The 22,730-nt window shown below is 55.7% G+C and carries 21 protein-coding genes and 1 tRNA gene; 3 read left to right on the top strand and 19 right to left on the bottom strand.

What is annotated here, in order from left to right; genetic code table 11:
- From carA to rpsB, 16 genes are all read right to left on the bottom strand, one after another.
- On the bottom strand, positions 1-1,164 hold the full coding sequence (carA, locus tag QMG15_RS05540; protein WP_281789879.1) for a glutamine-hydrolyzing carbamoyl-phosphate synthase small subunit: 1,164 nt from the start codon (positions 1,162-1,164) through the stop codon (positions 1-3).
- 170 nt (positions 1,165-1,334) lie between these two features.
- Entirely contained in the window at positions 1,335-2,111 is a 777-nt protein-coding gene (locus QMG15_RS05535; RefSeq protein WP_281789878.1) for an RNA methyltransferase, read from the bottom strand.
- Entirely contained in the window at positions 2,108-2,725 is a 618-nt protein-coding gene (rnhB, locus tag QMG15_RS05530; RefSeq protein ID WP_108360097.1) for a ribonuclease HII, read from the bottom strand. Before rnhB ends, QMG15_RS05535 begins: the two co-directional genes overlap by 4 nt.
- Positions 2,697-3,839, bottom strand: a complete 1,143-nt coding sequence (lpxB, locus tag QMG15_RS05525; RefSeq protein ID WP_281789877.1) for a lipid-A-disaccharide synthase — start codon at positions 3,837-3,839, stop codon at positions 2,697-2,699. Before lpxB ends, rnhB begins: the two co-directional genes overlap by 29 nt.
- Before the next feature lie 5 nt (positions 3,840-3,844).
- Positions 3,845-4,639, bottom strand: coding sequence for an acyl-ACP--UDP-N-acetylglucosamine O-acyltransferase (gene lpxA / locus QMG15_RS05520; RefSeq protein ID WP_281789876.1), 795 nt, complete (start codon positions 4,637-4,639; stop codon positions 3,845-3,847).
- A 26-nt stretch (positions 4,640-4,665) separates the two neighbouring features.
- On the bottom strand, positions 4,666-5,103 hold the full coding sequence (gene fabZ / locus QMG15_RS05515) for a 3-hydroxyacyl-ACP dehydratase FabZ (RefSeq protein ID WP_281789875.1): 438 nt from the start codon (positions 5,101-5,103) through the stop codon (positions 4,666-4,668).
- A 2-nt stretch (positions 5,104-5,105) separates the two neighbouring features.
- The gene (lpxD, locus tag QMG15_RS05510; RefSeq protein ID WP_281789874.1) at positions 5,106-6,089 is read right to left on the bottom strand and encodes a UDP-3-O-(3-hydroxymyristoyl)glucosamine N-acyltransferase; all 984 of its coding nucleotides are present in this window, start codon (positions 6,087-6,089) and stop codon (positions 5,106-5,108) included.
- 6 nt (positions 6,090-6,095) lie between these two features.
- Positions 6,096-6,602 carry an OmpH family outer membrane protein gene (locus QMG15_RS05505; RefSeq protein ID WP_281789873.1) on the bottom strand — a complete coding sequence of 169 codons (507 nt, stop codon included), beginning with the start codon at positions 6,600-6,602 and terminating at the stop codon, positions 6,096-6,098.
- On the bottom strand, positions 6,602-8,836 hold the full coding sequence (gene bamA, locus QMG15_RS05500; protein WP_281790086.1) for an outer membrane protein assembly factor BamA: 2,235 nt from the start codon (positions 8,834-8,836) through the stop codon (positions 6,602-6,604). Before bamA ends, QMG15_RS05505 begins: the two co-directional genes overlap by 1 nt.
- Positions 8,837-8,925: 89 nt before the next feature.
- Positions 8,926-10,296, bottom strand: a complete 1,371-nt coding sequence (gene rseP, locus QMG15_RS05495; RefSeq protein WP_281789872.1) for an RIP metalloprotease RseP — start codon at positions 10,294-10,296, stop codon at positions 8,926-8,928.
- A gap of 3 nt (positions 10,297-10,299) precedes the next feature.
- The gene (ispC, locus tag QMG15_RS05490; protein ID WP_281789871.1) at positions 10,300-11,505 is read right to left on the bottom strand and encodes a 1-deoxy-D-xylulose-5-phosphate reductoisomerase; all 1,206 of its coding nucleotides are present in this window, start codon (positions 11,503-11,505) and stop codon (positions 10,300-10,302) included.
- Positions 11,506-11,510: 5 nt separating this feature from the next.
- Positions 11,511-12,347 (bottom strand): phosphatidate cytidylyltransferase, encoded by an 837-nt coding sequence (locus QMG15_RS05485; RefSeq protein WP_281789870.1) that lies wholly within the window; start codon positions 12,345-12,347, stop codon positions 11,511-11,513.
- Positions 12,348-12,352: 5 nt separating this feature from the next.
- A complete protein-coding gene (gene frr / locus QMG15_RS05480) occupies positions 12,353-12,913 on the bottom strand; it encodes a ribosome recycling factor (RefSeq protein ID WP_108360104.1) in 561 nt (186 codons plus the stop codon).
- A gap of 48 nt (positions 12,914-12,961) precedes the next feature.
- Entirely contained in the window at positions 12,962-13,684 is a 723-nt protein-coding gene (pyrH, locus tag QMG15_RS05475; protein WP_108360105.1) for a UMP kinase, read from the bottom strand.
- 75 nt (positions 13,685-13,759) lie between these two features.
- A complete protein-coding gene (tsf, locus tag QMG15_RS05470; RefSeq protein WP_108360106.1) occupies positions 13,760-14,653 on the bottom strand; it encodes a translation elongation factor Ts in 894 nt (297 codons plus the stop codon).
- A gap of 83 nt (positions 14,654-14,736) precedes the next feature.
- Positions 14,737-15,477, bottom strand: a complete 741-nt coding sequence (rpsB, locus tag QMG15_RS05465) for a 30S ribosomal protein S2 (protein WP_108360107.1) — start codon at positions 15,475-15,477, stop codon at positions 14,737-14,739.
- Positions 15,478-15,692: 215 nt separating this feature from the next.
- Here rpsB and QMG15_RS05460 point away from each other — a divergent pair, with 215 nt between their 5' ends.
- Together QMG15_RS05460 and QMG15_RS05455 are read left to right on the top strand one after the other, a co-directional pair.
- The gene (locus QMG15_RS05460) at positions 15,693-16,949 is read left to right on the top strand and encodes a D-amino acid dehydrogenase (protein ID WP_281789869.1); all 1,257 of its coding nucleotides are present in this window, start codon (positions 15,693-15,695) and stop codon (positions 16,947-16,949) included.
- Positions 16,946-18,424: an NAD(P)H-hydrate dehydratase gene (locus tag QMG15_RS05455; RefSeq protein WP_281789868.1), complete on the top strand. Its 1,479-nt coding sequence runs from the start codon at positions 16,946-16,948 to the stop codon at positions 18,422-18,424. The genes QMG15_RS05460 and QMG15_RS05455 overlap by 4 nt, the downstream gene beginning before the upstream one ends.
- Before the next feature lie 27 nt (positions 18,425-18,451).
- Here the strand turns inward: QMG15_RS05455 and rnr are convergent, their stop codons facing one another.
- Complete coding sequence (gene rnr / locus QMG15_RS05450; RefSeq protein ID WP_281790085.1) at positions 18,452-20,701, bottom strand: ribonuclease R; 2,250 nt, start codon at positions 20,699-20,701, stop codon at positions 18,452-18,454.
- Positions 20,702-20,724: 23 nt separating this feature from the next.
- Here rnr and QMG15_RS05445 point away from each other — a divergent pair.
- Positions 20,725-20,809, top strand: a tRNA-Leu gene (locus QMG15_RS05445).
- 51 nt (positions 20,810-20,860) lie between these two features.
- Here the strand turns inward: QMG15_RS05445 and rimO are convergent.
- Together rimO and phaR are read right to left on the bottom strand one after the other, a co-directional pair.
- Complete coding sequence (gene rimO, locus QMG15_RS05440) at positions 20,861-22,240, bottom strand: 30S ribosomal protein S12 methylthiotransferase RimO (RefSeq protein ID WP_281789867.1); 1,380 nt, start codon at positions 22,238-22,240, stop codon at positions 20,861-20,863.
- On the bottom strand, positions 22,237-22,683 hold the full coding sequence (gene phaR, locus QMG15_RS05435) for a polyhydroxyalkanoate synthesis repressor PhaR (protein WP_281789866.1): 447 nt from the start codon (positions 22,681-22,683) through the stop codon (positions 22,237-22,239). The genes rimO and phaR overlap by 4 nt, the downstream gene beginning before the upstream one ends.
- Positions 22,684-22,730 lie beyond the last annotated feature (47 nt).

The raw sequence follows: 22,730 nt of genomic DNA, 5'->3' as shown, positions 1-22,730 counted from the left end.
TTATTTCGCCTCCATCAGTTTGATGAAGCGGTCAAAGAGGTAAGCAATGTCGTGCGGGCCGGGCGATGCTTCGGGGTGGCCTTGGAAGCAAAACGCGGGTTTGTCGGTGCGGGCCAAGCCCTGCAAAGTGCCGTCAAACAAAGACACGTGCGTGGCACGCAAGTTGGCGGGCAATGATTTTTCGTCCACGGCAAAACCGTGGTTTTGGCTGGTGATGGACACGCGACCCGAGTCGAGGTCTTTCACGGGGTGGTTGGCACCGTGGTGGCCAAACTTCATCTTGAAGGTTTTCGCGCCACTGGCCAAAGCCATGATTTGGTGACCCAAGCAAATGCCGAATGTGGGAATGCCGGTTTCAATCAGCTCAGCAGCTGCCGCAATCGCGTAGTCGCAAGGCTGAGGGTCGCCAGGGCCGTTGGACAAGAAGATGCCGTCTGGCTTGTGCTTAAGCACCTCTGCCGCAGGCGTCTTCGCAGGCACCACCGTGATTTTGCAGCCACGCTCAGCCAACATGCGCAAGATGTTTTTCTTGACGCCGAAGTCATACGCGACCACATGAAACTTAGGCGCGGTCAAGTTGCCGTAGCCTTCGCCCAGTGTCCATTCAGTTTGCGTCCACTCGTACGATTTGGCCACTGTGACTTTTTGCGCCAAATCGAGGCCGGCCATATTGGGCGCGCCTTTGGCGGCTGCCACGGCTTGGTCGATCAAGGCCTGTGTGACTTCTTGGCCTTTGGCCAAGCCCACGATGGCACCGTTTTGGGCACCCTTGGTGCGCAAGATGCGTGTGAGTTGACGTGTGTCGATGTTGGCAATGGCCACGGTGCCTGCATCGGCCAAATAGGCCGACAAGGTTTGGCTAGAGCGGAAGTTGCTTGCGACCAAAGGCAAGTCTTTGATGATCAAGCCAGCAGCATGGACTTTGTCAGCTTCGATGTCTTCCACGTTGACGCCGTAGTTACCGATGTGCGGGTACGTCAAAGTGACGATCTGCTGGCAGTAGCTGGGGTCAGTGAGGATTTCCTGGTAGCCGGTGAGTGAGGTGTTGAACACCACTTCGCCGACGGTAGAGCCAGAGGCTCCGATCGAGTTGCCGATAAAGACCGTGCCGTCTGCGAGCGCCAAGATGGCGGGCGGGAAGGTTCCCTGAAGAGACAAAAGCACTGGGTTCTCCGGAATAGTTCGGGTACGCCTCAGCGCTCACAAGAGAACGTGTCTCTTTGGCTGCTTTGTTCGAGGAATTTGCCTAGGTTTGAGCTGGGGCGTACAGGTTGATGCGGGAAAGCCTCTCATTATATCCGAGGCACTGGTTTTCCCGAATCAAAACAGGTGAATTAACCCAAATGGCAGGTAGCGCTGGCGTGTAAGCAAATAGCAGCAGCCGAGGCCACATTGAGCGACTCTTCCCCGCCAGGCTGCGCAATGCGCACATGCACGGTGGCACGCTCGGCCAACGCGGCAGACACGCCCTGCCCTTCATGACCCATGAGCCAAGCACAAGGCATGGGCAGCTTGGTCTCGGCCAGCAAGGTGTGCAAAAACGGGCCTTGGTGAGAACTGGTGGCAACACAAGGCATGTCCAAGGCATTCAAATCATCGGCACTCAAACCTTCGACCAAGTGGAGCCCAAAATGCGCGCCCATGCCTGCCCGCAAAACCTTGGGCGACCACAAAGCGGCAGAACCTTTGATGGCCAGCACCTGCTTGAAGCCAAAGGCCGAAGCACTGCGCAGAATCGAGCCCACGTTGCCCGCATCTTGCACGCGATCCAGCACCACGGTAGGTGTCGTTGGCTGCACCTCTTGCGAGGTGGGTGCCGCCAACACAAAGCCCATCTTGGCGGGTGACTCTAGGCTGCTGATTTCGGCAAACAGCGCATCGGGCAACACCGTGTTGCGCTCTGCCGCTTGCGTCCATTCACGCGGGGCGGTGGCCCACAGAGATTCGGCAAACACCGCATGTTCAGGCTTAACGCCACGCGCAAGCGCAGCGCGGCACAGATGGTCGCCCTCTAACCAAACACGGCCGAGTTTGCGATACGCCGTGCTGTCTTGCGACAAGCGGCGCAGGTCTTTCACCAAGGGGTTGTCGCGTGAGGTGATCAAGTTCATTTCAAAACCTCAGCCACAGGCGAAAACGATGTGCGGTGCCAAGGTGTGGCGCCGTGTTCTTTCAGTGCTTGCAAGTGCGCAGCCGTGCCGTAACCCTTATGCGCATCAAAGCCGTATTGCGGGTACTGCGCATGCAGCTCTTGGCACCAACGGTCACGGTGCACCTTGGCCAAAATAGACGCCGCTGAAATGGCCTGCACTTTGCTGTCGCCTTTGACGATGGCTTCGGCCAATACATCCAACACAGGCAAACGGTTGCCATCCACCAAGACTTTGCTGGGCTTCAGGCGCAAGCCCTCCACAGCGCGGCGCATGGCGAGCATGGTGGCTTGCAAGATGTTCAACTCGTCAATTTCTTCGACCGTTGCCTCGGCGATAGAGCAGCACAAAGCCTTGGCACGAATCTCGTCGTACAAACGTTCGCGCTTCAAGGCGGTGAGCTTTTTGGAATCGGCCAAGCCCGCAATCGGATTCAAGTCATCCAAGATGACGGCGGCGGCCACCACAGGCCCAGCCAACGGGCCACGACCAGCTTCATCCACCCCAGCTATCAAGCCTGGGGCATCCCAAATGAGCGCAGCTTGTTCAGCGCGCAAGAACTTTTTCGATCGCATGGGCCGCCAGTGCGGGGGTGTCGCGGCGCAGCGTGTCGTGCAGCGTCGCAAAGCGTTGTTGAACCGAGGCAGCCGCAGCAGGGTTGGCCAGCCATTGCAACACCTCGTGTGCCAACGCGTCTGGGGTGGCGGCGTCTTGCAACAGCTCGGGCACCACAAAGTCTTGGCACAGGATGTTGGGCAAGCCCACCCAAGGCTGCAATTTTTTGCGGCGCATGATTTGCCAGCTCAGCCAATTCATGTTGTACGCAATCACCATGGGGCGTTTGAACAGCGCCGCCTCTAAGGTGGCTGTGCCACTGGCAATGAGCGTGACATCGCAAGCTGCCAATGCGGCGTGCGATTGACCATTGAGCACCAAGAGATTGGGCACCTCGCCCACCTCCTTCACGATGGCTTCGATGCGCGCACGCAAGGCTGGCATGGCCGGCAACACAAAGTGCAAGCCCGGTTGCTGCTTGGCCATGCGTTGTGCTGCCTGCAAAAAGCGGTGCGCCAAATACTCAATTTCAGAACTGCGGCTACCCGGTAGCAACGCCACCACCGTGGCGTCTTGCGGCAAGCCAAGCGCCGTGCGTGCTGCGGCACGGTCTGGCACATCGGGAATATTTTTGGCGAGCGGATGACCCACATAGGTAGCGTCAATACCGTGCTGCGCGAGCAAATCGGTTTCAAACGGGAAGATGCACAACACGTGGTCCACGCTTTGGCGAATCTTCTCCACACGGTCTGCGCGCCACGCCCAAATGGAGGGGCACACAAAATGAATTGTGGGAATGCCGTGGGCTTTGAGGTCGCGCTCTAAATCAAGGTTGAAGTCTGGTGCATCCACACCGATGAACGCACTTGGCGGATTGGCCAGCAAGCGTTCGCGCAGTTGGTGGCGAATGCCCACAATTTCTCGGTAATGACGCAGCACTTCCACGTAGCCACGCACCGCGAGTTTTTCATAAGGCCACCAAGGCTCAAAACCAAGGGCGGCCATACGCGGACCACCAATGCCTGCGCTGTGCATGTCGGGCCATTTGTCGCGCATGCCGCCGAGCAAAAGGCCAGCAAGCAAATCGCCCGAGGCCTCGCCTGCGACGAGCGAGAAATACAGGGCCTCGGCCATGGTGTTTAGCGGATGATGCCGCGTTGCGGCGAGGTCTGGTTCAAGAAGCCCAGCATCATGGCCACATCAGGTGCGGCCTCTGGTTTTTCTTGGGTCAAGGCGGCGATGCGTTCTTTGGCTTGCTCTAGCGTCAAGTCATCGCGATACAAAGCTTTGTGCATGGCCTTCACCGCGCTGATGCGCTCAGCAGAGAAACCGCGACGACGCAAGCCTTCGAAGTTCATAGAACGAGGCTCAGCGGGTTGGCCTTGGCACATCACAAACGGTGGCACATCCGCAAACAAGAGCGAATGCATGGCTGTGAAACTGTGCGCACCGATGCGCACAAACTGGTGCACCACGGTAAAGCCACCCAAGATGACCCAATCACCCACATGCACGTGCCCAGCTAGCTGGGCGCTGTTGGCGAAGATGGTGTGATTGCCCACGACGCAGTCATGCGCCAGATGCACATAAGCCATGATCCAGTTGTCGTTGCCGACCTTCGTCACACCTGTGTCGCCAGGAGAGCCAATGTTGAAGGTGCAAAACTCACGAATGGTGTTGCGGTCGCCGATGATCAGCTCGCAAGGCTCGCCTGCGTACTTCTTGTCTTGCGGAATCGCGCCCAACGAGTTGAACTGGAAAATGCGGTTGTCATTGCCAATCGTGGTGTGACCTTCGATCACGCAATGCGGGCCCACAGTCGTGCCTGCACCCATGCGAACGTTGGGTCCAATGATGGTGTAAGGCCCCACTTGCACCGAGCTGTCGAGCTCGGCCTTGGGGTCCACAATGGCGGTGGCGTGAATGAGGCTCATCGTTTGCTGTTTGGACTTGTGGGTGTTTAGGCGATAGCTCGCATCGTGCACATCAAATCAGCTTCTGTGGCCACCACATCGCCCACTTTGGCACGTGCTTTGAATTTAAAGATACCGGCCTTCATGCGGTCCAGCTCAACCTCTAAGATGAGTTGATCGCCTGGCTCAACAGGACGCTTGAATCGCGCACCGTCGATACCGGCAAAGTAATACACCGTCTTGTCATCGGGTGCAGCGCCCAAGGTGTCAAACGCCAACAAGGCTGCAGCTTGTGCCAGGGCTTCCAAAATCAACACGCCAGGCATCACAGGATGGTGTGGGAAATGACCGCCGAAAAACGGCTCGTTCATGGTCACATTTTTGAGCGCCTTGATGCTCTTGCCTTTTTCGAGCTCCAACACACGGTCCACCAGCAAAAAGGGGTAACGGTGTGGCAATTGCTTCAAGATTTGGTGAATATCCATGCTCATTTTTTTTGACTTTCTAAAGCTGATTCAAGAGATTTGATGCGGTCGCGCAAGCGATGCAATTGGCGCAAAGTGGCGGCATTTTTCTCCCACGACGCATTGTCGTCGATTGGGAACACACCGCTGTATTGCCCCGGCTGGCGAATCGAACGCATGACCACCGAAGCAGCCGAAATATGCACGCCATCCGCAAGCTGCAAATGCCCCAGCACCACGGCGCCGCCGCCGACCGTGCAGTTCGCGCCAATGCGCGCACTGCCCGCCACGCCAGCACAACCGGCCATGGCTGTATTCGCACCCACGTGCACGTTGTGACCAATTTGCACCAAGTTATCAAGCTTGACGCCGTCTTCGATCACGGTGTCATCCAAAGCGCCACGGTCAATGCAGGTGTTGGCACCGATTTCGACATCATTGCCGATGCGCACAGCACCCAGTTGCTCAATTTTTTCCCAGCGCCCTTCGAACAAGGCAAAACCAAAACCGTCCGCACCAATCACCACGCCTGCATGCACGATGCAGCGCTCACCGATGCGGCAATCTTCACCGACGGTGACGCCCGATTTGAGCCACGTGTTTGCACCGATGTGTGCGCCTCGCTCGACCACACACAGCGGGCCAATGCGTGCCGTGGCATCGACATGGGCTTGCGGATGAATCACGGCACTGGGGTGAATCAAAGGCTCATCACTCACGCGTGTGTGTTGACGCCACAACTGCGTGAGGCGCGCAAAGTAGTGATACGGGTTGTCCGCCACGATCAATGCTGTTCGTGCGTCCGTTGCATCCGCCACAGCGGGCGAGACAATGACACACCCAGCCTGCGTGGTGGCGAGCTGCGATTGGTATTTGGGGTTGCTTAAAAAGCTCAGCGCATCGGCTTGAGCGGTGTCAAGCGGCGCGAGTTTTTGAATGAGGTGCCGAGGATCACCGATGAGGCGACCACCCAGACTTTCGACAATTTGGCCGAGACTCAGTGCCACGGCAGATTATTTGGCGGCGTTGATGACCTTGAGCACTTTGTCAGTGATGTCGTGCTTGGGGTTGATGTAGACAGCTTCCTGCAACACCAGGTCATATTTTTCAGCTTCAGCCACTTGTTTGATCACGCGGTTGGCGCGTTCAAGCACTTGTTGAAATTCTTCGTTTTTGCGTGCATTGAGTTCTTCTTGGAACTCACGGCGTTTGCGTTGAAAGTCGCGGTCTTGTTCGCCCAATTGTTTTTGACGAGACGCACGTTGTGACTCAGACAACGTGGGCGCTTCGCGTTCGAACTTTTCAACAGACGACTTCAACGCATTGCCTGCATCATTCAATTCTTTTTCGCGCTTGGAAAATTCTTGTTCCAATTTGGCTTGCGCTTGTTTGGCTGTATTGGCTTCTTTGAAAATGCGATCGGTGTTGATAAAGCCGATGCGAATTTCTTCAGCTTGCGCGCAGAACGCGGCCAAGCCCAACACAACTGCTAAGGAAATTTGACGAGTAAACATGTTCATCAGAAGGATGTCCCGATTTGGAATTGCAATTGTTGGATTCTATCGCCTGGGAATGTACGGACTGGACGTGCCCATGCAAAACGCAAAGGCCCCATCGGCGACACCCAGCTCAAGCCCACGCCGTAGGCGCTGCGCAACTGACTCACGTCAAACCTTTCGAGCTCGCCGTAGACGTTACCCATGTCGTAGAAGCCATACAAACGCAAGGTTCGGTCATTGCCAGCGCCTGGAAATGGCATCAAGAATTCTGTGTTGATCGTGATCTTTTTGGCACCACCAATTTTGGGGCCTGTCACGTCGCGAGGACCCAAAGTACCTTGCTCAAAACCACGCACGGAACCCAAGCCGCCTGAGTAGTAGTTTTTATAAAACGGCAGTGTTTGACCATTCAAGCCTTTGCCCAAGCCCAGGTCGGCATTGAACGCAAACGTGTATTGCTTGGTGATAGGCAGATACTGCTGATATTGCCCACCCAATTTTGTATAACGTGCATCACCAATCGCGCCCAGCTCACTGTTCAAGCGAATGAACTTGCCGCTGTTTGGATTCAAATAACTGTCACGGCTGTCACGAGCCCAACCAGCCGTGATCGGCACGTTTTGGGCAACGCAGCCAAAGTGAGCACATAAATCTTCATGCACACCAAGCATGTTGGTGCCTTTGACAAGTTCTGTGCGCTCCGCAGAGGTACCGATAAACACACGATCTAGCTCACTGAATGGCAGACCAAATCGCACGCCCAAACCCGAGGTGACCATGCTGTAGTTACCACCCTGCTCCACGTATGGTTTGCTGGCTCGGTGGTAGAACTCAAACGTGCGGGACACGCCATCCTCTGTGAAATAAGGATCTGTGGTGTTGATGACGTAATACTGGTTGTACTTGCTCGTGCTGACCTGCAAGCCCAGGTTATGCCCGGAACCAAAAACGTTGTCTTGCTGGATACCGAAAGAAAAGGTAACTTTTTCGGCACTTGAGAAACCTGCGCCCAAGGTCAACATACCCGTTGGTTTTTCAACCACGTTGACGTTCAAATCCACTTGATCTTGAGACGATGGCACTTCTTGGGTATCGATTTCGACATCCTTGAAGTAGCCCAAGCGGTTCACACGGTCGCGGGACAAACGAATTTTCTCGCCGTCATACCAAGAAGATTCGGTTTGACGGAATTCACGACGCACGATTTGATCGCGCGTGCGGTTGTTACCCACGATGTTGATGCGACGCACATACGCACGACGCGCGGGGTCTGCAACAAGAACCAGCTTCACACGATTGGTTGTGCGGTCAATTTCAGGACGCACATCGGTGCGGGCAAACGCAAAACCAAAGTTGCCAAAGTACTCGTTGAATGCTTTGGTGGTTTTAGCAACGTCATCCGCGTTGTAGGCTTGGCCAGCCTTGATCTCGACCAACGACTTGAACTCTTCATCCTTACCGAGGTAGTAACCTTCCATGGCCACTTCAGAGACCACGAAACGGTCACCTTCGGTGACGTTGATGGTGATGCTGATGTCTTGCTTGTTGGGTGAAATCGCCACTTGCGTGGAGTCAATGCGAAATTCCAAATAACCACGTGCCAAATACCAAGCACGCAAGGTCTCCAAGTCTGCATTCAGTTTGCTGCGCGAATAGCGATCCGACTTGGTGTACCAGCTCAACCAGTTGCCTGTGCCTTGATCGAATTGGTCCAACAGTTTTGACTCATCAAACGCTTTGGCTCCGACCACACGCATTTCTTTGATTTTGGCCAAATCACCCTCCACCACCGTGAACGACAAGTTCACACGGTTGCGGTCACTGGGCGTGATGGTCGTGATGATTTCTGCGCCGTACAAACTACGGTTCACATATTGGCGCTTGAGTTCTTGTTCAGCGCGGTCAGCCAAGGCTTTGTCAAACGGACGGCCTTCGGCCAAACCGATGTCACGCAAAGCCTTGCGCAACACGTCCTTGTCAAACTCCTTGGTGCCAATGAATTCGACCTGAGCGATGTTGGGGCGCTCTTCAACAATCAAAACCAACACGTCACCATTGACTTCGATGCGCACGTCTTTGAACAAGCCTAAGGCAAACAAACTGCGAATGGCCGCTGCGCCTTTTTCGTCGGTGTAGTCGTCACCCACACGAAATGGAATCGAGGCAAACACAGTGCCGGGCTCCACACGTTGCAAACCCTCCACACGAATATCGCGCACATTGAATGGGGCCGCAGCCAGCGCATTGAACGCCATCAACGTACCGGCAATGAAAGCAGCCGTGTGAGCCAGTGTGGTGCGACGAAATTGAGAAAGTTGCATGTTCATGGGGTGAATAGTGAGACTCATGGCAGCCAGCCCAGGCGAACCAGATCGTTAAAAATAGAAAAAACCATCAGTGCCACAAGCAGCGCCAAACCCGCGCGCTGCAAGGTGTCAAGCCATTGCGGCGAAGGAGGATGCCCTGTGCAGGCCTCGTAAAGATAATACAACAGGTGCCCCCCATCAAGGACAGGCAGAGGCAGCAGGTTAAACACCCCCAGGCTCACACTCACCAGGGCCAAGTAACTCAAATACGCACCTATGCCAAGGCTTGCAGAACGCCCCGCGTAGTCGGCCATGGTCAGCGGACCGCTCAGGTTATCCAACGACGCATGGCCGGTGAGCAAGCGGCCCAACATGTCGAGCGTCATCACGACAACCTCCCATGTTTTGACCATGGCTTTGTCAACCCCATCCCACATGCCGTACTGAACCCAAACCTTGGCAGGTGGCTCGCCCACTTGCGCGCCAATGCGGCCAAAGTGCTGGGCCGCTTCGGTGATTTGTTCTGGTTGAACTTCAATGTGGAGCGGATGCCCGGCACGCAACACGTCCCACATTTGTGGCTGAGGCACTTCATGCTGCCCACTGACACGCACCATGGTTCGCAGTGTGCTGGCATCTGACACCACACGGCCATCGATGCGCAACACCTCGTCGCCGCGTTGCAACCCTGCCGCGTGCGCCGCACCACCTGCGTGAACGTCAGCCAACACCGCACGGCTCCAAGCCCCCGCGAAGCCACGGGCCTGCCAAGCATCGCTGGTGTTGGTGAGCGCATCCTCGGCAAGCGCAGGCAAACTCAAAACACGGGTACTTGACTTGCCCTGCGGCTGCACTTCTAAATACACAGCTGACGCATCTTGCTGAAGCAACCACCAACGCAGCGCATCCAAAGAAGCGATGCCTTGCAAATCTTCGGTTGAAGTTCCAGCACGCAACACGGTGTCACCACTGCGTAAGCCAGCAGCTTCTGCCACAGAGCCCGCAATAGGCGCGGCCAAGGTGGCTTGGGTTTCGTATTGCCCCACCCAAAAAGTGGCCGCATACAAACACACGGCGAGCGCCAAATTGGCCAAAGGTCCAGCAGACACAATCGCCGCTCTGACCCGCAACGGTTGACGATTAAAGGCCATGGGTGCATCTTGCGGCGCCACATCGCCTTCGTTCTCGTCGAGCATCTTGACGTAGCCACCGAGAGGAATGAGGCTGATTAAAAACTCGGTGTCTTGCCCTGCGTGTGGTTGGCGAGATTTCCAACGCAGCAAAGGCTTGCCAAAGCCGATTGAAAACGTGAGCACTTTGACACCGCATGCCACCGCCACGCGGTAGTGGCCCCACTCATGCACGGTGATGAGCACACCCAGTGCGAGCAAAAAGGCCAAGAGGGTCATGGCTTATTTAGCCAAGAAGCGGACAGCATCTTCAGCCACAGCGCGGGCTTGCGCGTCCAGGGCCAACAAATCGTCCAAGTTGTGCGGTGCGGATGGCGACAGCTGCGCCATGCAGTTTTGATTCACGTCGTGAATTTGATCGAAGCGAATGCGACGCTCCAAGAAAGCGGCCACGGCAATTTCGTTGGCGGCATTGAGCACCGCCGTGGTGCCACGTGGGCCACGCAAAGCATCCCAGGCCAAATGGATGCCCGCAAAACGCTCCGGATGACCGTTGTCGTCCAAGGCTTCAAACGTCATCGCAGACAACGCATGAAAGTCCAAGGCTTGCGCGCCAGAGGCCATACGCTCAGGCCAGCTCAAGCCATAGGCGATGGGCACGCGCATGTCAGGCGTGCCGAGCTGCGCTACCACCGACATATCTCGGTACTGCACCATCGAGTGGATGATACTTTGGGGATGAATCACCACCTCCAAGCGCTCGGGCGGCAGACCAAACAAGTAACGCGCCTCAATCACTTCGAGCGCTTTGTTCATCATGGTGGCCGAATCCACTGAAATCTTGCGTCCCATCACCCAGTTGGGATGGGCGCACGCTTGTTCAGGCGTCACGTCTTTCAGTGTGGCTAAGTCGCGCGTGCGGAAAGGCCCACCTGACGCGGTGAGGATGATTTTTTCAACGCGCGCATCCCATGTCGAAGCATCTTCTGGCAACGACTGAAAAATGGCTGAGTGTTCGCTGTCAATCGGCAACAGCGTTGCGCCGCCTTGTTTGACCGCATCTAAAAACACTTCTGCGCCAACCACCAAAGCCTCTTTGTTGGCCAAAAGCAAACGCTTACCACTGCGTGCGGCAGCCAAACATGGCGACAAACCAGCAGCGCCCACAATGGCAGCCATCACTGCTTCGACATCCGGATGCGCAGACACCTCGTCTAAAGCGGCAGTACCACTCAGCACTTCGGTGTTCAAGCCTTCGGCTTGAATTTTGTCTTTGAGTTGTTGCGCGGCTTGCGCATGCACCATCACCGCAAAGCGCGGCTTGAACTGCGCACACTGGCGCAGCATCAAATCGACTTGGGTGGCACCTGTGAGAGCGAAAACTTGAAATCGTTCAGGGTGACGCGCAATCACGTCCAAAGTGTTGGTGCCAATTGAGCCCGTCGAGCCCAGCACGGTGATGCGTTGTGGCTTTGCGCCGGCGAGCATGCTTGTCACACCGATTGCGCCAACATCATGGCCAAAGGCAAAGCTGGCAGCAAAGCGTCTACACGGTCTAACACCCCACCATGGCCTGGCAACAACTGGCTGCTGTCTTTCATACCCGCGCTGCGCTTAACCAATGACTCCACCAAATCACCGGCCACACTCATCAAGGTCAAAAACAACGTAGCCAGCACCAAGAACGGTGCGCCACGACTGTATAAACGTGTGTACAAACTTTGGCTGTCTACCGCGTATTGCGTGTCGACCCAAATCCAAACGCAGGCCATGAGCAAGACGCCCACCATGCCACCCCACACACCTTCCCAGCTTTTGCCAGGACTGATGGCCGGGGCCAGCTTGTGTCGACCAAAGGCACGGCCAGCAAAATAAGCAGCGATGTCGGCCATCCAGACGAGGAACAACACAGACAACAAGAAGTTCACGCCAATGACCTTGGCTTGGTACATAGCCACCCATGTGAGCCACAAAGCCAACACGCCCACGACCAACCGCACCACACGCGAAATCGTAGCCCAGCGCTCTACGCCGTGGCGAATCAACCAGCCAGCAACCAAGACCCACGCGGAACCAGCGATCGACCAAACATACGCAGGCGCTGCATAAGCCCAGCCCGCAGACCAAGCATACAAACACAACATCACACACAGCGCCGCTACGCGCAAAGAACCGCGCATGGCAAAGCCATTCAATCGACCCCATTCCCATGCACCTGCAGCAATGAGAACCAGTGAAAGTCCAGCCAGAGGCTCAGCCGTGTCCGCCAACAACGCTGGCAGAAGGAGCGCCAACAAAACCAGCGCAGTGATGACGCGTTGCTTCAACATCTGGTTTAGACCGACATGATTTCGTGTTCTTTGCTGGCGATGAGCTTGTCAATCTCAGCAATGTGGCTGTCAGTCACTTTTTGGATGTCTGCTTCTGCGCGTTTTTGGTCGTCTTCAGACGCGAGTTTGTCTTTCACCAATTTCTTCACGGATTCGTTGGCATCACGGCGCAAGTTGCGCACTGCCACTTTGGCGTTTTCGCCTTCGGTACGAACCACTTTGGTCAACTCTTTACGGCGCTCTTCCGACATCGGCGGCATAGGCACGCGAATCAACTCGCCCATGGACGAGGGGTTCAAACCCAAATCGCTGTCGCGAATGGCTTTTTCAATCTTGGCGCCCATGGGCTTTTCCCAAGGTTGCACACTCAAGGTGCGGGCGTCCAGCAAAGACACGTTGGCCACTTGGCTGATAGGCACCATCGAGCCGTAGTAATCGACTTGCACCGAATCAAGCAATGCAGGGCTAGGACGGCCCGTGCGAATTTTGGACAAGCTGTGGCTGAAGGCCGCAATGGATTGACCCATTTTGGTTTCGGTGGTTTTTTTGATGTCAGCGATGGTCATGTTGAGCTCCTGAGGCAGCGCAGTGTGAGGTTCGGAAAAACGGGGAAATTAGGCGTGCACCAACGTGCCTTCGTCTTCGCCCATGACGACGCGCTTGAGCGCGCCATTCTTGAAAATTGAGAACACCTTGATCGGCAACTTTTGGTCACGGCACAACGCAAAAGCGGTGGCGTCCATGATGCCGAGGTTTTGGCCAATGGCATCGTCAAAGCTGATTTCGGTGTAACGCGTGGCGTTGGGGTCTTTCTTGGGATCGGCCGAGTAAACACCGTCCACCTTGGTGGCCTTGAGCACCATCTCTGCACCAATCTCGGCACCGCGCAATGCAGCAGCGGTGTCTGTGGTGAAGAAAGGATTGCCGGTACCGGCAGCGAACACCACCACTTTGCCCTCTTCGAGGTATTGCAAAGCTTTGGGGCGCACGTAAGGCTCGACCACTTGGTCAATCGCAATGGCAGACATGACGCGTGCGGTCAAACCGGTCTTGTTCATGGCATCGGCCAAAGCCAGTGAGTTCATCACCGTCGCCAACATACCCATGTAGTCAGCCGTGGCACGGTCCATCCCGACTGAACCACCCGCGACACCGCGAAAGATGTTGCCGCCACCAATGACGATGGCCACCTCGACGCCGAGGTTGATGACCTCAGTCACTTCGTCCACGATGCGAACGATGGTGGCGCGATTGATACCGAACGCATCGTCGCCCATCAAGGCCTCCCCCGACAGCTTGAGCAAAATACGCTTGTAGGCTGGCTTTGGTGAGGTCATGAAAAGGCTCCTTGATGTGTGCAGTTGAATTGATGTACGGGGATATCAAAAGGGGAGCCTAAGCCCCCCTTTGTTTTAAGCAGACTGCTTAGCGGCAGCGACTTGGGCGGCCACTTCGGCGGCAAAGTCGTCGACCTTCTTCTCAATGCCTTCGCCCACCACGTACAGGGTGAAAGAAGCCACATTGGTGTTAGCAGCCTTGAGCATTTGCTCAACGGTTTGCTTGTCGTTCTTAACGAAAGTTTGGTTGAACAAAGACACCTCTTTGAGGTACTTTTGCACAGAACCTTCAATCATCTTGGTGGTGATGTCAGCAGGCTTGCCAGACTCAGCCGCTTTGGCTGCAGCAACTGAACGCTCTTTTTCGATCAAGTCAGCAGGCACGTCAGCGCTGGTCAAAGCCACAGGCTTCATCGCAGCCACGTGCATGGCCACATCTTTGGCGGCTGTTTCGTCGCCGTCGAACTCGACCAACACACCAATGCGTGTGCCGTGCAAGTAAGAAGCCAACTTGTGTGCGCCGTCGAAACGCTTGAAGCGGCGGAAGCTCATGTTCTCGCCGATCTTGCCAATCAAACCCTTACGCACGTCTTCGAGCGTAGGGCCGAAGCTGTCTTGCTCGTAAGGCAAAGCGCCCAAGGCTTCGATCGAAGCTGGGTTGTGCTCAGCCACCAACTTAGCAGCAGCTTGTGCCAACGCCAAGAAGCTGTCGTTCTTGGTCACGAAGTCGGTTTCGCAGTTCACTTCCAACAAAGCACCTGTGTTGCCGCTGATGAAGCTGGTCACGACGCCTTCGGCAGTCACGCGGCTAGAAGCTTTACCAGCTTTGCTGCCGAGCTTGACGCGCAACAACTCTTCTGCTTTGGCCATGTCGCCATCGGCCTCAGTCAAAGCTTTTTTGCACTCCATCATGGGAGCGTCAGTTTTTGCGCGCAGTTCAGCGACCATGCTTGCGGTAATTGCAGCCATTTAAATTCTCCGTATTCAGTTCAAAACAATTTGGGTGTGAAAAAGGGGCTTCACAAGCCCCTTTTCAAGCGTGGGTCGCGTGATTAAGCAGCGACTTCAACAAACTCTTCGCCGCCTTCGGTCACGGCTTTGACCAAGTCGTTGGTGGCGTTGGCACGGCCTTCGATGATCGCGTCAGCGATACCGCGAGCGTACAAAGTCACGGCCTTCGACGAGTCGTCGTTACCTGGGATGATGTAGTCGATGCCTTCAGGTGAGTGGTTAGAGTCCACCACACCGATCAATGGGATGCCCAATTTCTTGGCTTCAGCGATGGCGATTTTGTGGTAGCCAACGTCGATCACGAAGATCGCATCAGGCAACACAGCCATGTCTTGAATGCCGCCGATGTCTTTCTCAAGCTTTTCCATTTCGCGCTTGAACATCAGTTGTTCTTTTTTAGACAAAGCGTCCAAGCCAGCTTCTTGCTGGATTTTCATGTCTTTCAAACGCTTGATCGATGTCTTGACGGTTTTGAAGTTGGTCAACATGCCGCCCAACCAACGTTGGTCAACATAAGGCACGCCAGCACGTTGTGCTTCAGCGGCGACGATTTCGCGTGATTGACGCTTGGTACCGATCATCAACACGGTGCCACGGTTCGCAGACAACTGCTTGACGAACTTGATGGCGTCTTGGAACATCGGCAACGATTTTTCCAAGTTGATGATGTGAATTTTGTTGCGGTGACCGAAGATGAACGGGGACATCTTGGGGTTCCAGAAGCGAGTTTGGTGACCAAAGTGGACGCCGGCTTCCAGCATATCGCGCATAGTGACTGACATAGAGATACTCCAAAGGTTGGGTCTAAAATCCAGCCCATCATCACCGCAAGTTTTCATTCTTGAAAAACTCTTGGCAACACCTTGATTGGACTGGTTTGCGAGTGATGTTTGTCCGAACTTGAGACAAAGCCTCAACCTCGGAAAAACCCAATGATTCTAGCACACCCGTACATGCCCCCTACCCCCACCCAGCCGCCTTCAGCAAGGATTTACGCATGAAGGTCGCCGTGATTGGCGCGGGCGTGATTGGTATCACCACCGCCTACGAATTGGCAACACAAGGCCACCAGGTCAGCGTTTTTGAGCGCAACGGGGCAGCGGCCGAAGAATGCAGCTTTTCGAACACCGGCGTGGCCTCTGCCGGTTATGCCGCGCCATGGGCTCGGCCCGGTATGTTCAAACACGTGCTGACACATTTGTGGCAGCGCGATACACCGCTTCGCCTTTCCAAACTCAGCATGGCCGATTGGCGCTGGCTATGGCAAATGCGCAAAGCTTGCGACAGCACCACCTTTGCACGCAACCGCGAAAGCATGTTGCGCCTGGCCGAGTACAGCAGCCACCGCATGCGCACGCTCACTGACACCTTGAACTTGGAGCACGAACGCAGCCAAGGCTTCATGGTGTTGCTGCGCAGTGAGCGTGAAAGCCGCCTGATGCAAGACTCCTTAAAAGTCATGCGCGACGCAGGGCTGAGTTTCAAAACATTGAGTGCTGAAGAAGCCAGAAATATCGAACCTGCGCTCAAACCTGAAACTGCTTTGGCACAAGCCATTCATTTTCCTGAAGATGAAGTGGGCAACTGCCGTCAATTCGCCCTGCTGCTGAAAAATGAAGCTGAATCGTTGGGCGTGAAATTTCACTTCAACACCGCCATTGAGCCACTGTCAAGCGCACAGCCCAAAACCATTCGCATCGCCAAACAAGACCTTGGCGAAAAGTTTGATGCGGTGGTGGTTTGCGCAGGCCTGGCAAGCGCGCAACTCGTGCGTCCTTTGGGGCTTCGGATTCCATTGGCGGCGGTACACGGCTACGCCATCAGCGCATCGGTGCGTGAGCCCCTCGATGCCCCACGCAGCGGCGTGATGGACGAACAATACAAAGTTGCCATCAGCCGCCTTGGGCAGCGCGTGCGCGTCTCGGGTGGCTCTGAAATCGGTGGCAACGCCAGTCGCCATGATGCGGCCAGCATCAAAACGCTGTACCGCGTCTTGGACGACTGGTTTCCGGGGGCTGCACGCACGCAAGACAGCGTGCAGGTCTGGAAAGGCTCGCGTCCCATGCTGCCAGACGGACCACCGATCTTGGGTGCCAGCGGCATCTCTGGCGTATGGCTGAACCTAGGTCACGGGGCCAGCGGCTGGACGTTGGCTTGTGGCAGCGCTCGCGCGGTGGCAGACAGCATCAACGGCAAAACCCCCGACATTGATTTGCAAGGCCTAGGCCTTGAACGCCTGCACCTCCAACGATGAAAACACAAGGTCTGACACAAACACTGAGCAGCCAAGCCACTTGGCCGCTGCACAGCGTTGCACAGACCCAAGCCCTTGAACATGAAGCGCAAGCCGCTCTCCCCGTTCACACGCTGATGCAACGCGCAGGCTTGGCCACAGCGCAACTGGCCTTGGCGATTGCACCTCACGCGCAAAAAATTTGGATTGCCTGCGGCCCCGGCAACAACGGTGGCGACGGCTTAGAAGCCGCCATGCATTTGCAAGCGTGGGGCAAACACCCCATCGTCACATGGTTAGGCAAAGACCGCCACATGCCAGCAGATGCCAAGCAATCATGGCTGCGCGCGAAAGACGCAGGCGTCACATTTGCTGAACAAGCTCCTGTGCAGTTTGACCTTGCCATCGACGCCCTCCTCGGCGTAGGCGCACAACGCGCGCCCGAAGGCTTGATGGCGCAATGGTTAGGCGCCATACAACGCAGCGATGTGCCTGTGCTCTGCGTGGATGTGCCCACAGGCTTGTTGGCAGACACAGGCGAGTGGTTAGACACATCGCCACAGCATCACGTCAAAGCCCAGCGTCACACCCTGAGCTTGCTCACACTCAAACCCGGGCTATTCACAGCCAATGGCCGCGATGCAGCTGGTCGTATTTGGTTCAACGACCTAGGTGTGACCGCCCAAAAAACGCCAACCGCCTGGCTGCAACACAGCCAGCCAGCTCACGCGCCACGCGCACACAGCAGCCACAAAGGCAGCTTTGGCGATGTGGCCGTCATCGGCGGTGCGCCGGGCATGTCTGGTGCAGCCATGTTGGCTGCATTGGCCGCTTTACACGGGGGAGCTGGCCGCGTATTTGTTGGACTCTTGGATGAAGACGCCAAACATGCGATGACCGCCGCACACCCACCCTTGATGGTGCGCGACATCACACACCTGGCCCTGAATGAATCCACGGTGGTGTGCGGCTGCGGTGGCGGCGATGCCGTGCATGCCTTGATGCCACAGGTGCTGTCGTCGTCTCAGCAATTGGTGTTGGACGCAGACGCCTTGAACGCCATCGCACGTGACACAGCGCTGCAAATTTTGTTGAAAAAACGCAGCCCCCGCCACAAGCCCACCGTCCTCACCCCCCACCCGCTCGAAGCAGCTCGGCTCTTGAACTGCTCAGCAAAAGAGATTCAGAAAAACCGTTTGCACGCCGCGCAACAACTGGCAAACACGTTTCAATGCGTGGTGGTACTGAAGGGTTCTGGCAGCATCATTGCCAGCCCCGGCCACACCCCCGTCATCAACGCGTCTGGCAATGCCTTGCTCGCCACAGCGGGCACAGGTGATGTACTGGCGGGGTTAATCGGGGCCTATCTGGCGTGCAGCGAAGATCTATTCGCCGCAACCTGCCAAGCGGTGTTTAGACACGGTCACGTGGCAAATGCTTGGCCGAGCGATGCGCCAGCACTCGATGCCGCGTCGTTGGCGGCATCGGTGCGCTAAAGGCACAAGTCGCTTAGCTTGTGCGCATCACTTGCGCGAGCGGCGACTCTTGGCGCTGGTTTTTTTATCGCCCGATTTACGAGCAGCACCCGAGGTTGATTTAGGTTCACCTCGCCCAGCTTTACCGCTCATGTTGGTGAATGCTTTTTTCACTGCCGTTTTGAAGTTTTGCATGGGTGAGCCATTGGCATCCTTCGCGCCGCGTGGCAACAACTCATCAGCCTCACGCACCAAGCGGAAGTCAATCTTGCGACCATCCAAGTCGACACGGCTCACCTGAATGCGCACACGCGACCCAATGCCATACCGAATGCCCGTGCGCTCACCGCGCAGCTCTTGGCGCATTTCGTCGAAGCGGAAATATTCACCACCCAACTCGGTGATGTGCACCAAACCTTCGACGTACATGGCGTCCAAAGTGACGAACAAGCCAAAACCGGTTGCCGCAGTCACGACACCGCTGTACTCCTCGCCCAAATGCTCGCGCATGTACTTGCACTTGAGCCAAGCCTCCACATCACGGCTGGCCTCATCGGCACGGCGCTCATTGGCGCTGCAATGCAAACCTGCGGCTTCCCACGCTTGTTGGTCTAGCGTTGGTTTGGTTTTTTGCTCCAACTTGTTTTCAGGCTCACGCACCCGCGAGGCCAAACGACGTGCCAATTTGGCATGCGCTTCACCGGGGGTGGGTAGCGTCGGCAATTGGTATTTGCGCTTAAACAAAATCGCTTTGATGACGCGATGCACCAACAAGTCCGGGTAGCGACGGATGGGGCTGGTGAAATGGGTGTAAGCCTCAAACGCCAAACCAAAGTGACCGTTGTTGTCAGGCGTGTACACCGCTTGCGACATGGAGCGCAACAGCATCGAATGAATCTGCTGTGCGTCTGGGCGCTCTTTGGTGGCTTCGGCAATCGCTTGAAATTCAGCGGGCTTTGGGTTATCGCCCACAGTCAAGCCCACACCCGTGGCCTTGAGGTAGCCACGCAGCAAGTCGATCTTTTCGGGCGTTGGGCCTTCATGCACACGGAACAAACCTGGGTGCTTGCTTTGCAAAATAAAGTCGGCGCTACACACGTTGGCGGCGAGCATGGCCTCTTCAATCAACTTGTGCGCATCGTTGCGCACACGTGGCACGATTTTGTCGATGCGTCCACTGTCGTCGCACACAATTTGTGTTTCGGTGGTTTCAAAGTCCACAGCACCCCGTGCACGGCGAGCCTTGAGCAACGCACCATACACATCGTGCAGATTGAGCAAATCGTCGATGCGCTCTTTGCGCTTGGCTGCTTCTGGTCCGCGTGTGTTTGACAAAATTGCTGCCACTTCGGTGTACGTGAAGCGCGCATGGCTGAACATCACCGCAGGATAAAACTGGTACGCCTCGACATCGCCTGAAGCGTTGATCATCATGTCACAGACCATGCACAGGCGCTCGACATCGGGGTTCAAGGAACACAAACCGTTCGAGAGTTTTTCGGGCAGCATGGGAATCACGCGGCGTGGGAAATACACACTGGTGGCGCGGTCGTAGGCATCCACGTCAATCGCGCTGCCCGTTTCCACATAGCTGCTCACATCGGCAATGGCCACCAACAGGCGCCAGCCTTTGCCTTTGCCCACTTTGGCGGGTTCGCAATAGACGGCATCGTCAAAGTCGCGCGCGTCTTCACCATCAATGGTGACCAAGGGCACGTCCGTCAAATCGACGCGGCCTTTTTTATCTTGCGCACGCACCTTGTCAGGCAAACCGCGCGCCATGCCCAAACAAGCGTCTGAAAATTCATGGGGGACGCCATATTTGCGCACCGCAATTTCGATTTCCATGCCGGGGTCATCGACCTCGCCCAATACTTCTTTGACGCGGCCCACGGGCTGACCGTACAGGCTTGGTGGCTCTGTCAACTCGACCACCACAACTTGGCCGACCGTCGCGTTGGCGGTCGCACCTTTGTTGATCAAGACATCTTGACCATAACGTTTGTCTTCAGGCGCCACGAGCCAAACGCCACTTTCTTGCAACAAACGACCAATGATGGGTTGTGGCGAACGCTCCAAAATTTCAACCACGCGCCCCTCTGGGCGGCCTTTGCGGTCAAACCGCACAACGCGTGCCTTGACGCGGTCACGGTGCAGTACCGCGCGCATTTCATTGGGGGGCAAAAAGATGTCTGGCGAGCCATCATCTCGTTGCACAAAACCGTGTCCATCGCGGTGTCCCGAGACGGTTCCTTCAAACTCTTCCAGTAAACCACTGGTGTGTGCGGAATTCTTGATACAATGCCTCTCTTTCCTGAAATGCCCAGGTGGCGGAATTGGTAGACGCACTAGTTTCAGGTACTAGCGAGTAACATCGTGGGGGTTCGAGTCCCTTCCTGGGCACCAATATAAGTTAAATGAAAGCCACCTTTTAGGTGGCTTTTGTTTTTTGTGAATTTAAATCGGTAATGCGACAAGGTCATGACCATCTGTCGCCACCACTTTGGCGCGGGTGAATTCGCCCACTTTCAATACTTTGCTGAGCTTCTCAGGTGGCAACAACTTCACCACGCCATCAATCTCAGGTGCATCGGCGTAGCTACGGCCCACACCACCTTTGCGGCCACCAGCAGGTGCTGAATCGACCAACACCTGAATGGTCGAGCCAATGCGGCGCTTGAGCTTGGCAATCGACACTTCTTCTGCCACTTCCATGAAACGCGCTTGGCGAGCTTCACGCACCTCTTGCGACAGCATGCCTGGAATGTCATTGGCCGCAGCGCCGTCCACAGGGCTGTAGGCAAAGCAACCCGCACGGTCGATCTCAGCTTCACGCACGAAGTTGAGCAAATGCTCAAACTCTTCTTCGGTCTCGCCAGGAAAGCCAGCAATGAAAGTGCTGCGAATCACGATTTGTGGGCAAAGCTCGCGCCAGCGTGCAATGCGCTCAAGGTTTTTCTCGCCACTGGCTGGGCGCTTCATGCGCTTCAACACATCGGGGTGGCTGTGCTGGAAAGGCACATCCAAATACGGCAATACATGGCCTGTGGCCATCAAAGGAATGATGTCATCCACACTCGGGTATGGGTACACATAGTGCAGTCGCACCCAAGCGCCATAGGTTTGAGCCAACTTGGCCAAGGCTTGCGCCAGCTCTAAGGTACGCGTCTTGATGGGTTGGCCATCAAAGAAACCGGTGACGTACTTCACATCCACACCATAGGCCGATGTGTCTTGGCTGATGACCAACAACTCTTTCACGCCGCCTTCAAACAAAGCGCGCGCTTCTTTGAGCACATCGCCAATCGGGCGGCTCACCAAATCGCCACGCATGGACGGGATGATGCAAAACGTGCAACGGTGGTTACAGCCTTCGCTGATTTTCAAATACGCATAGTGCTTGGGTGTGAGCTTGACGCCTGCTTCACCAAAGCTGTTGGGCACCAAGTCGATGAATGGGTCATGCGGTTTGGGCAAATGTGCGTGCACCGCGTCCATCACCTCTTGCGTGGCGTGTGGGCCTGTGACCGCCAACACGCTGGGGTGCATTTGCATCACCAAGTTAGAGCCACCTTCGCCTTGTCGCGCGCCTAAGCAGCCTGTCACGATGACCTTGCCGTTTTCAGCCAAGGCTTCGCCAATCGTGTCTAAGCTTTCTTTCACAGCGTCATCAATGAAGCCGCAGGTGTTGACGATGACCAAGTCGGCGCCAGCAAAAGTTTTAGAGGTTTGATAACCCTCGGCGCTGAGTTGCGTCAGGATCAATTCGGAGTCGGTCAAAGCCTTGGGACAGCCCAAGCTCACGAAGCCAACTTTAGGTGTGGTTACTTCAGTCATTTACGTTTCAGCCCCATCACATCCATCATGTGTTCGGTTTGTTTTTGCAATTGTTCGGCATAGCTGCTCACCAGTGTGGGCACGATGGGCAGCTGTGGCACGTTGTCCATGAACGTTTGCACGTTCTTCTCAAGGTAAGAGCCCATGAAGCCTTGCATCGAATGCCCATAAAAGCGAATGATGTTGGCCAAGACCTGCTCGGTCAAGATGGGTGAGCCTTCCGACTCATGCTCCAAGATGATTTGCAACAGAATGCTGCGCGTCAAGTCTTCCCCTGACTTGACGTCCACCACCCGAAATGGGGTGTTGTGCATCACCAGTTGTTTGATATCTGCCAAGGCCACATAGCTGGATGACGCGGTGTCATACAAGCGGCGATTGGGGTATTTCTTGATCACGCGGTCTTGCGTGTCATCTGAAGCGGTCGATTTTTTGCTGCTCATGAAGTCAGCTCCCGTTGAAAGAGAAAAGCCCAGTACTGTTCAAACAG

The sequence above is a fragment of the Limnohabitans sp. INBF002 genome (assembly GCF_027924905.1).
In the GTDB taxonomy this organism is placed as follows: domain Bacteria; phylum Pseudomonadota; class Gammaproteobacteria; order Burkholderiales; family Burkholderiaceae_C; genus Limnohabitans.
This window is presented reverse-complemented; position numbering and strand designations above follow the sequence as displayed.

What these genes read in the sequence shown, in the direction of transcription:
- QMG15_RS05535 (WP_281789878.1), bottom strand. Translation starts at nt 2,111, where the DNA reads ATGAACTTGATCACCTCACGCGACAACCCCTTGGTGAAAGACCTGCGC.
- rnhB (WP_108360097.1), bottom strand. Translation starts at nt 2,725, where the DNA reads ATGCGATCGAAAAAGTTCTTGCGCGCTGAACAAGCTGCGCTCATTTGG.
- lpxB (WP_281789877.1), bottom strand. Translation starts at nt 3,839, where the DNA reads ATGGCCGAGGCCCTGTATTTCTCGCTCGTCGCAGGCGAGGCCTCGGGC.
- lpxA (WP_281789876.1), bottom strand. Translation starts at nt 4,639, where the DNA reads ATGAGCCTCATTCACGCCACCGCCATTGTGGACCCCAAGGCCGAGCTC.
- fabZ (WP_281789875.1), bottom strand. Translation starts at nt 5,103, where the DNA reads ATGGATATTCACCAAATCTTGAAGCAATTGCCACACCGTTACCCCTTT.
- QMG15_RS05505 (WP_281789873.1), bottom strand. Translation starts at nt 6,602, where the DNA reads ATGAACATGTTTACTCGTCAAATTTCCTTAGCAGTTGTGTTGGGCTTG.
- bamA (WP_281790086.1), bottom strand. Translation starts at nt 8,836, where the DNA reads ATGGCGTTCAATGCGCTGGCTGCGGCCCCATTCAATGTGCGCGATATT.
- rseP (WP_281789872.1), bottom strand. Translation starts at nt 10,296, where the DNA reads ATGACCCTCTTGGCCTTTTTGCTCGCACTGGGTGTGCTCATCACCGTG.
- ispC (WP_281789871.1), bottom strand. Translation starts at nt 11,505, where the DNA reads ATGCTCGCCGGCGCAAAGCCACAACGCATCACCGTGCTGGGCTCGACG.
- QMG15_RS05485 (WP_281789870.1), bottom strand. Translation starts at nt 12,347, where the DNA reads ATGTTGAAGCAACGCGTCATCACTGCGCTGGTTTTGTTGGCGCTCCTT.
- frr (WP_108360104.1), bottom strand. Translation starts at nt 12,913, where the DNA reads ATGACCATCGCTGACATCAAAAAAACCACCGAAACCAAAATGGGTCAA.
- pyrH (WP_108360105.1), bottom strand. Translation starts at nt 13,684, where the DNA reads ATGACCTCACCAAAGCCAGCCTACAAGCGTATTTTGCTCAAGCTGTCG.
- tsf (WP_108360106.1), bottom strand. Translation starts at nt 14,653, where the DNA reads ATGGCTGCAATTACCGCAAGCATGGTCGCTGAACTGCGCGCAAAAACT.
- rpsB (WP_108360107.1), bottom strand. Translation starts at nt 15,477, where the DNA reads ATGTCAGTCACTATGCGCGATATGCTGGAAGCCGGCGTCCACTTTGGT.
- QMG15_RS05460 (WP_281789869.1), top strand. Translation starts at nt 15,693, where the DNA reads ATGAAGGTCGCCGTGATTGGCGCGGGCGTGATTGGTATCACCACCGCC.
- QMG15_RS05455 (WP_281789868.1), top strand. Translation starts at nt 16,946, where the DNA reads ATGAAAACACAAGGTCTGACACAAACACTGAGCAGCCAAGCCACTTGG.
- rimO (WP_281789867.1), bottom strand. Translation starts at nt 22,240, where the DNA reads ATGACTGAAGTAACCACACCTAAAGTTGGCTTCGTGAGCTTGGGCTGT.
- phaR (WP_281789866.1), bottom strand. Translation starts at nt 22,683, where the DNA reads ATGAGCAGCAAAAAATCGACCGCTTCAGATGACACGCAAGACCGCGTG.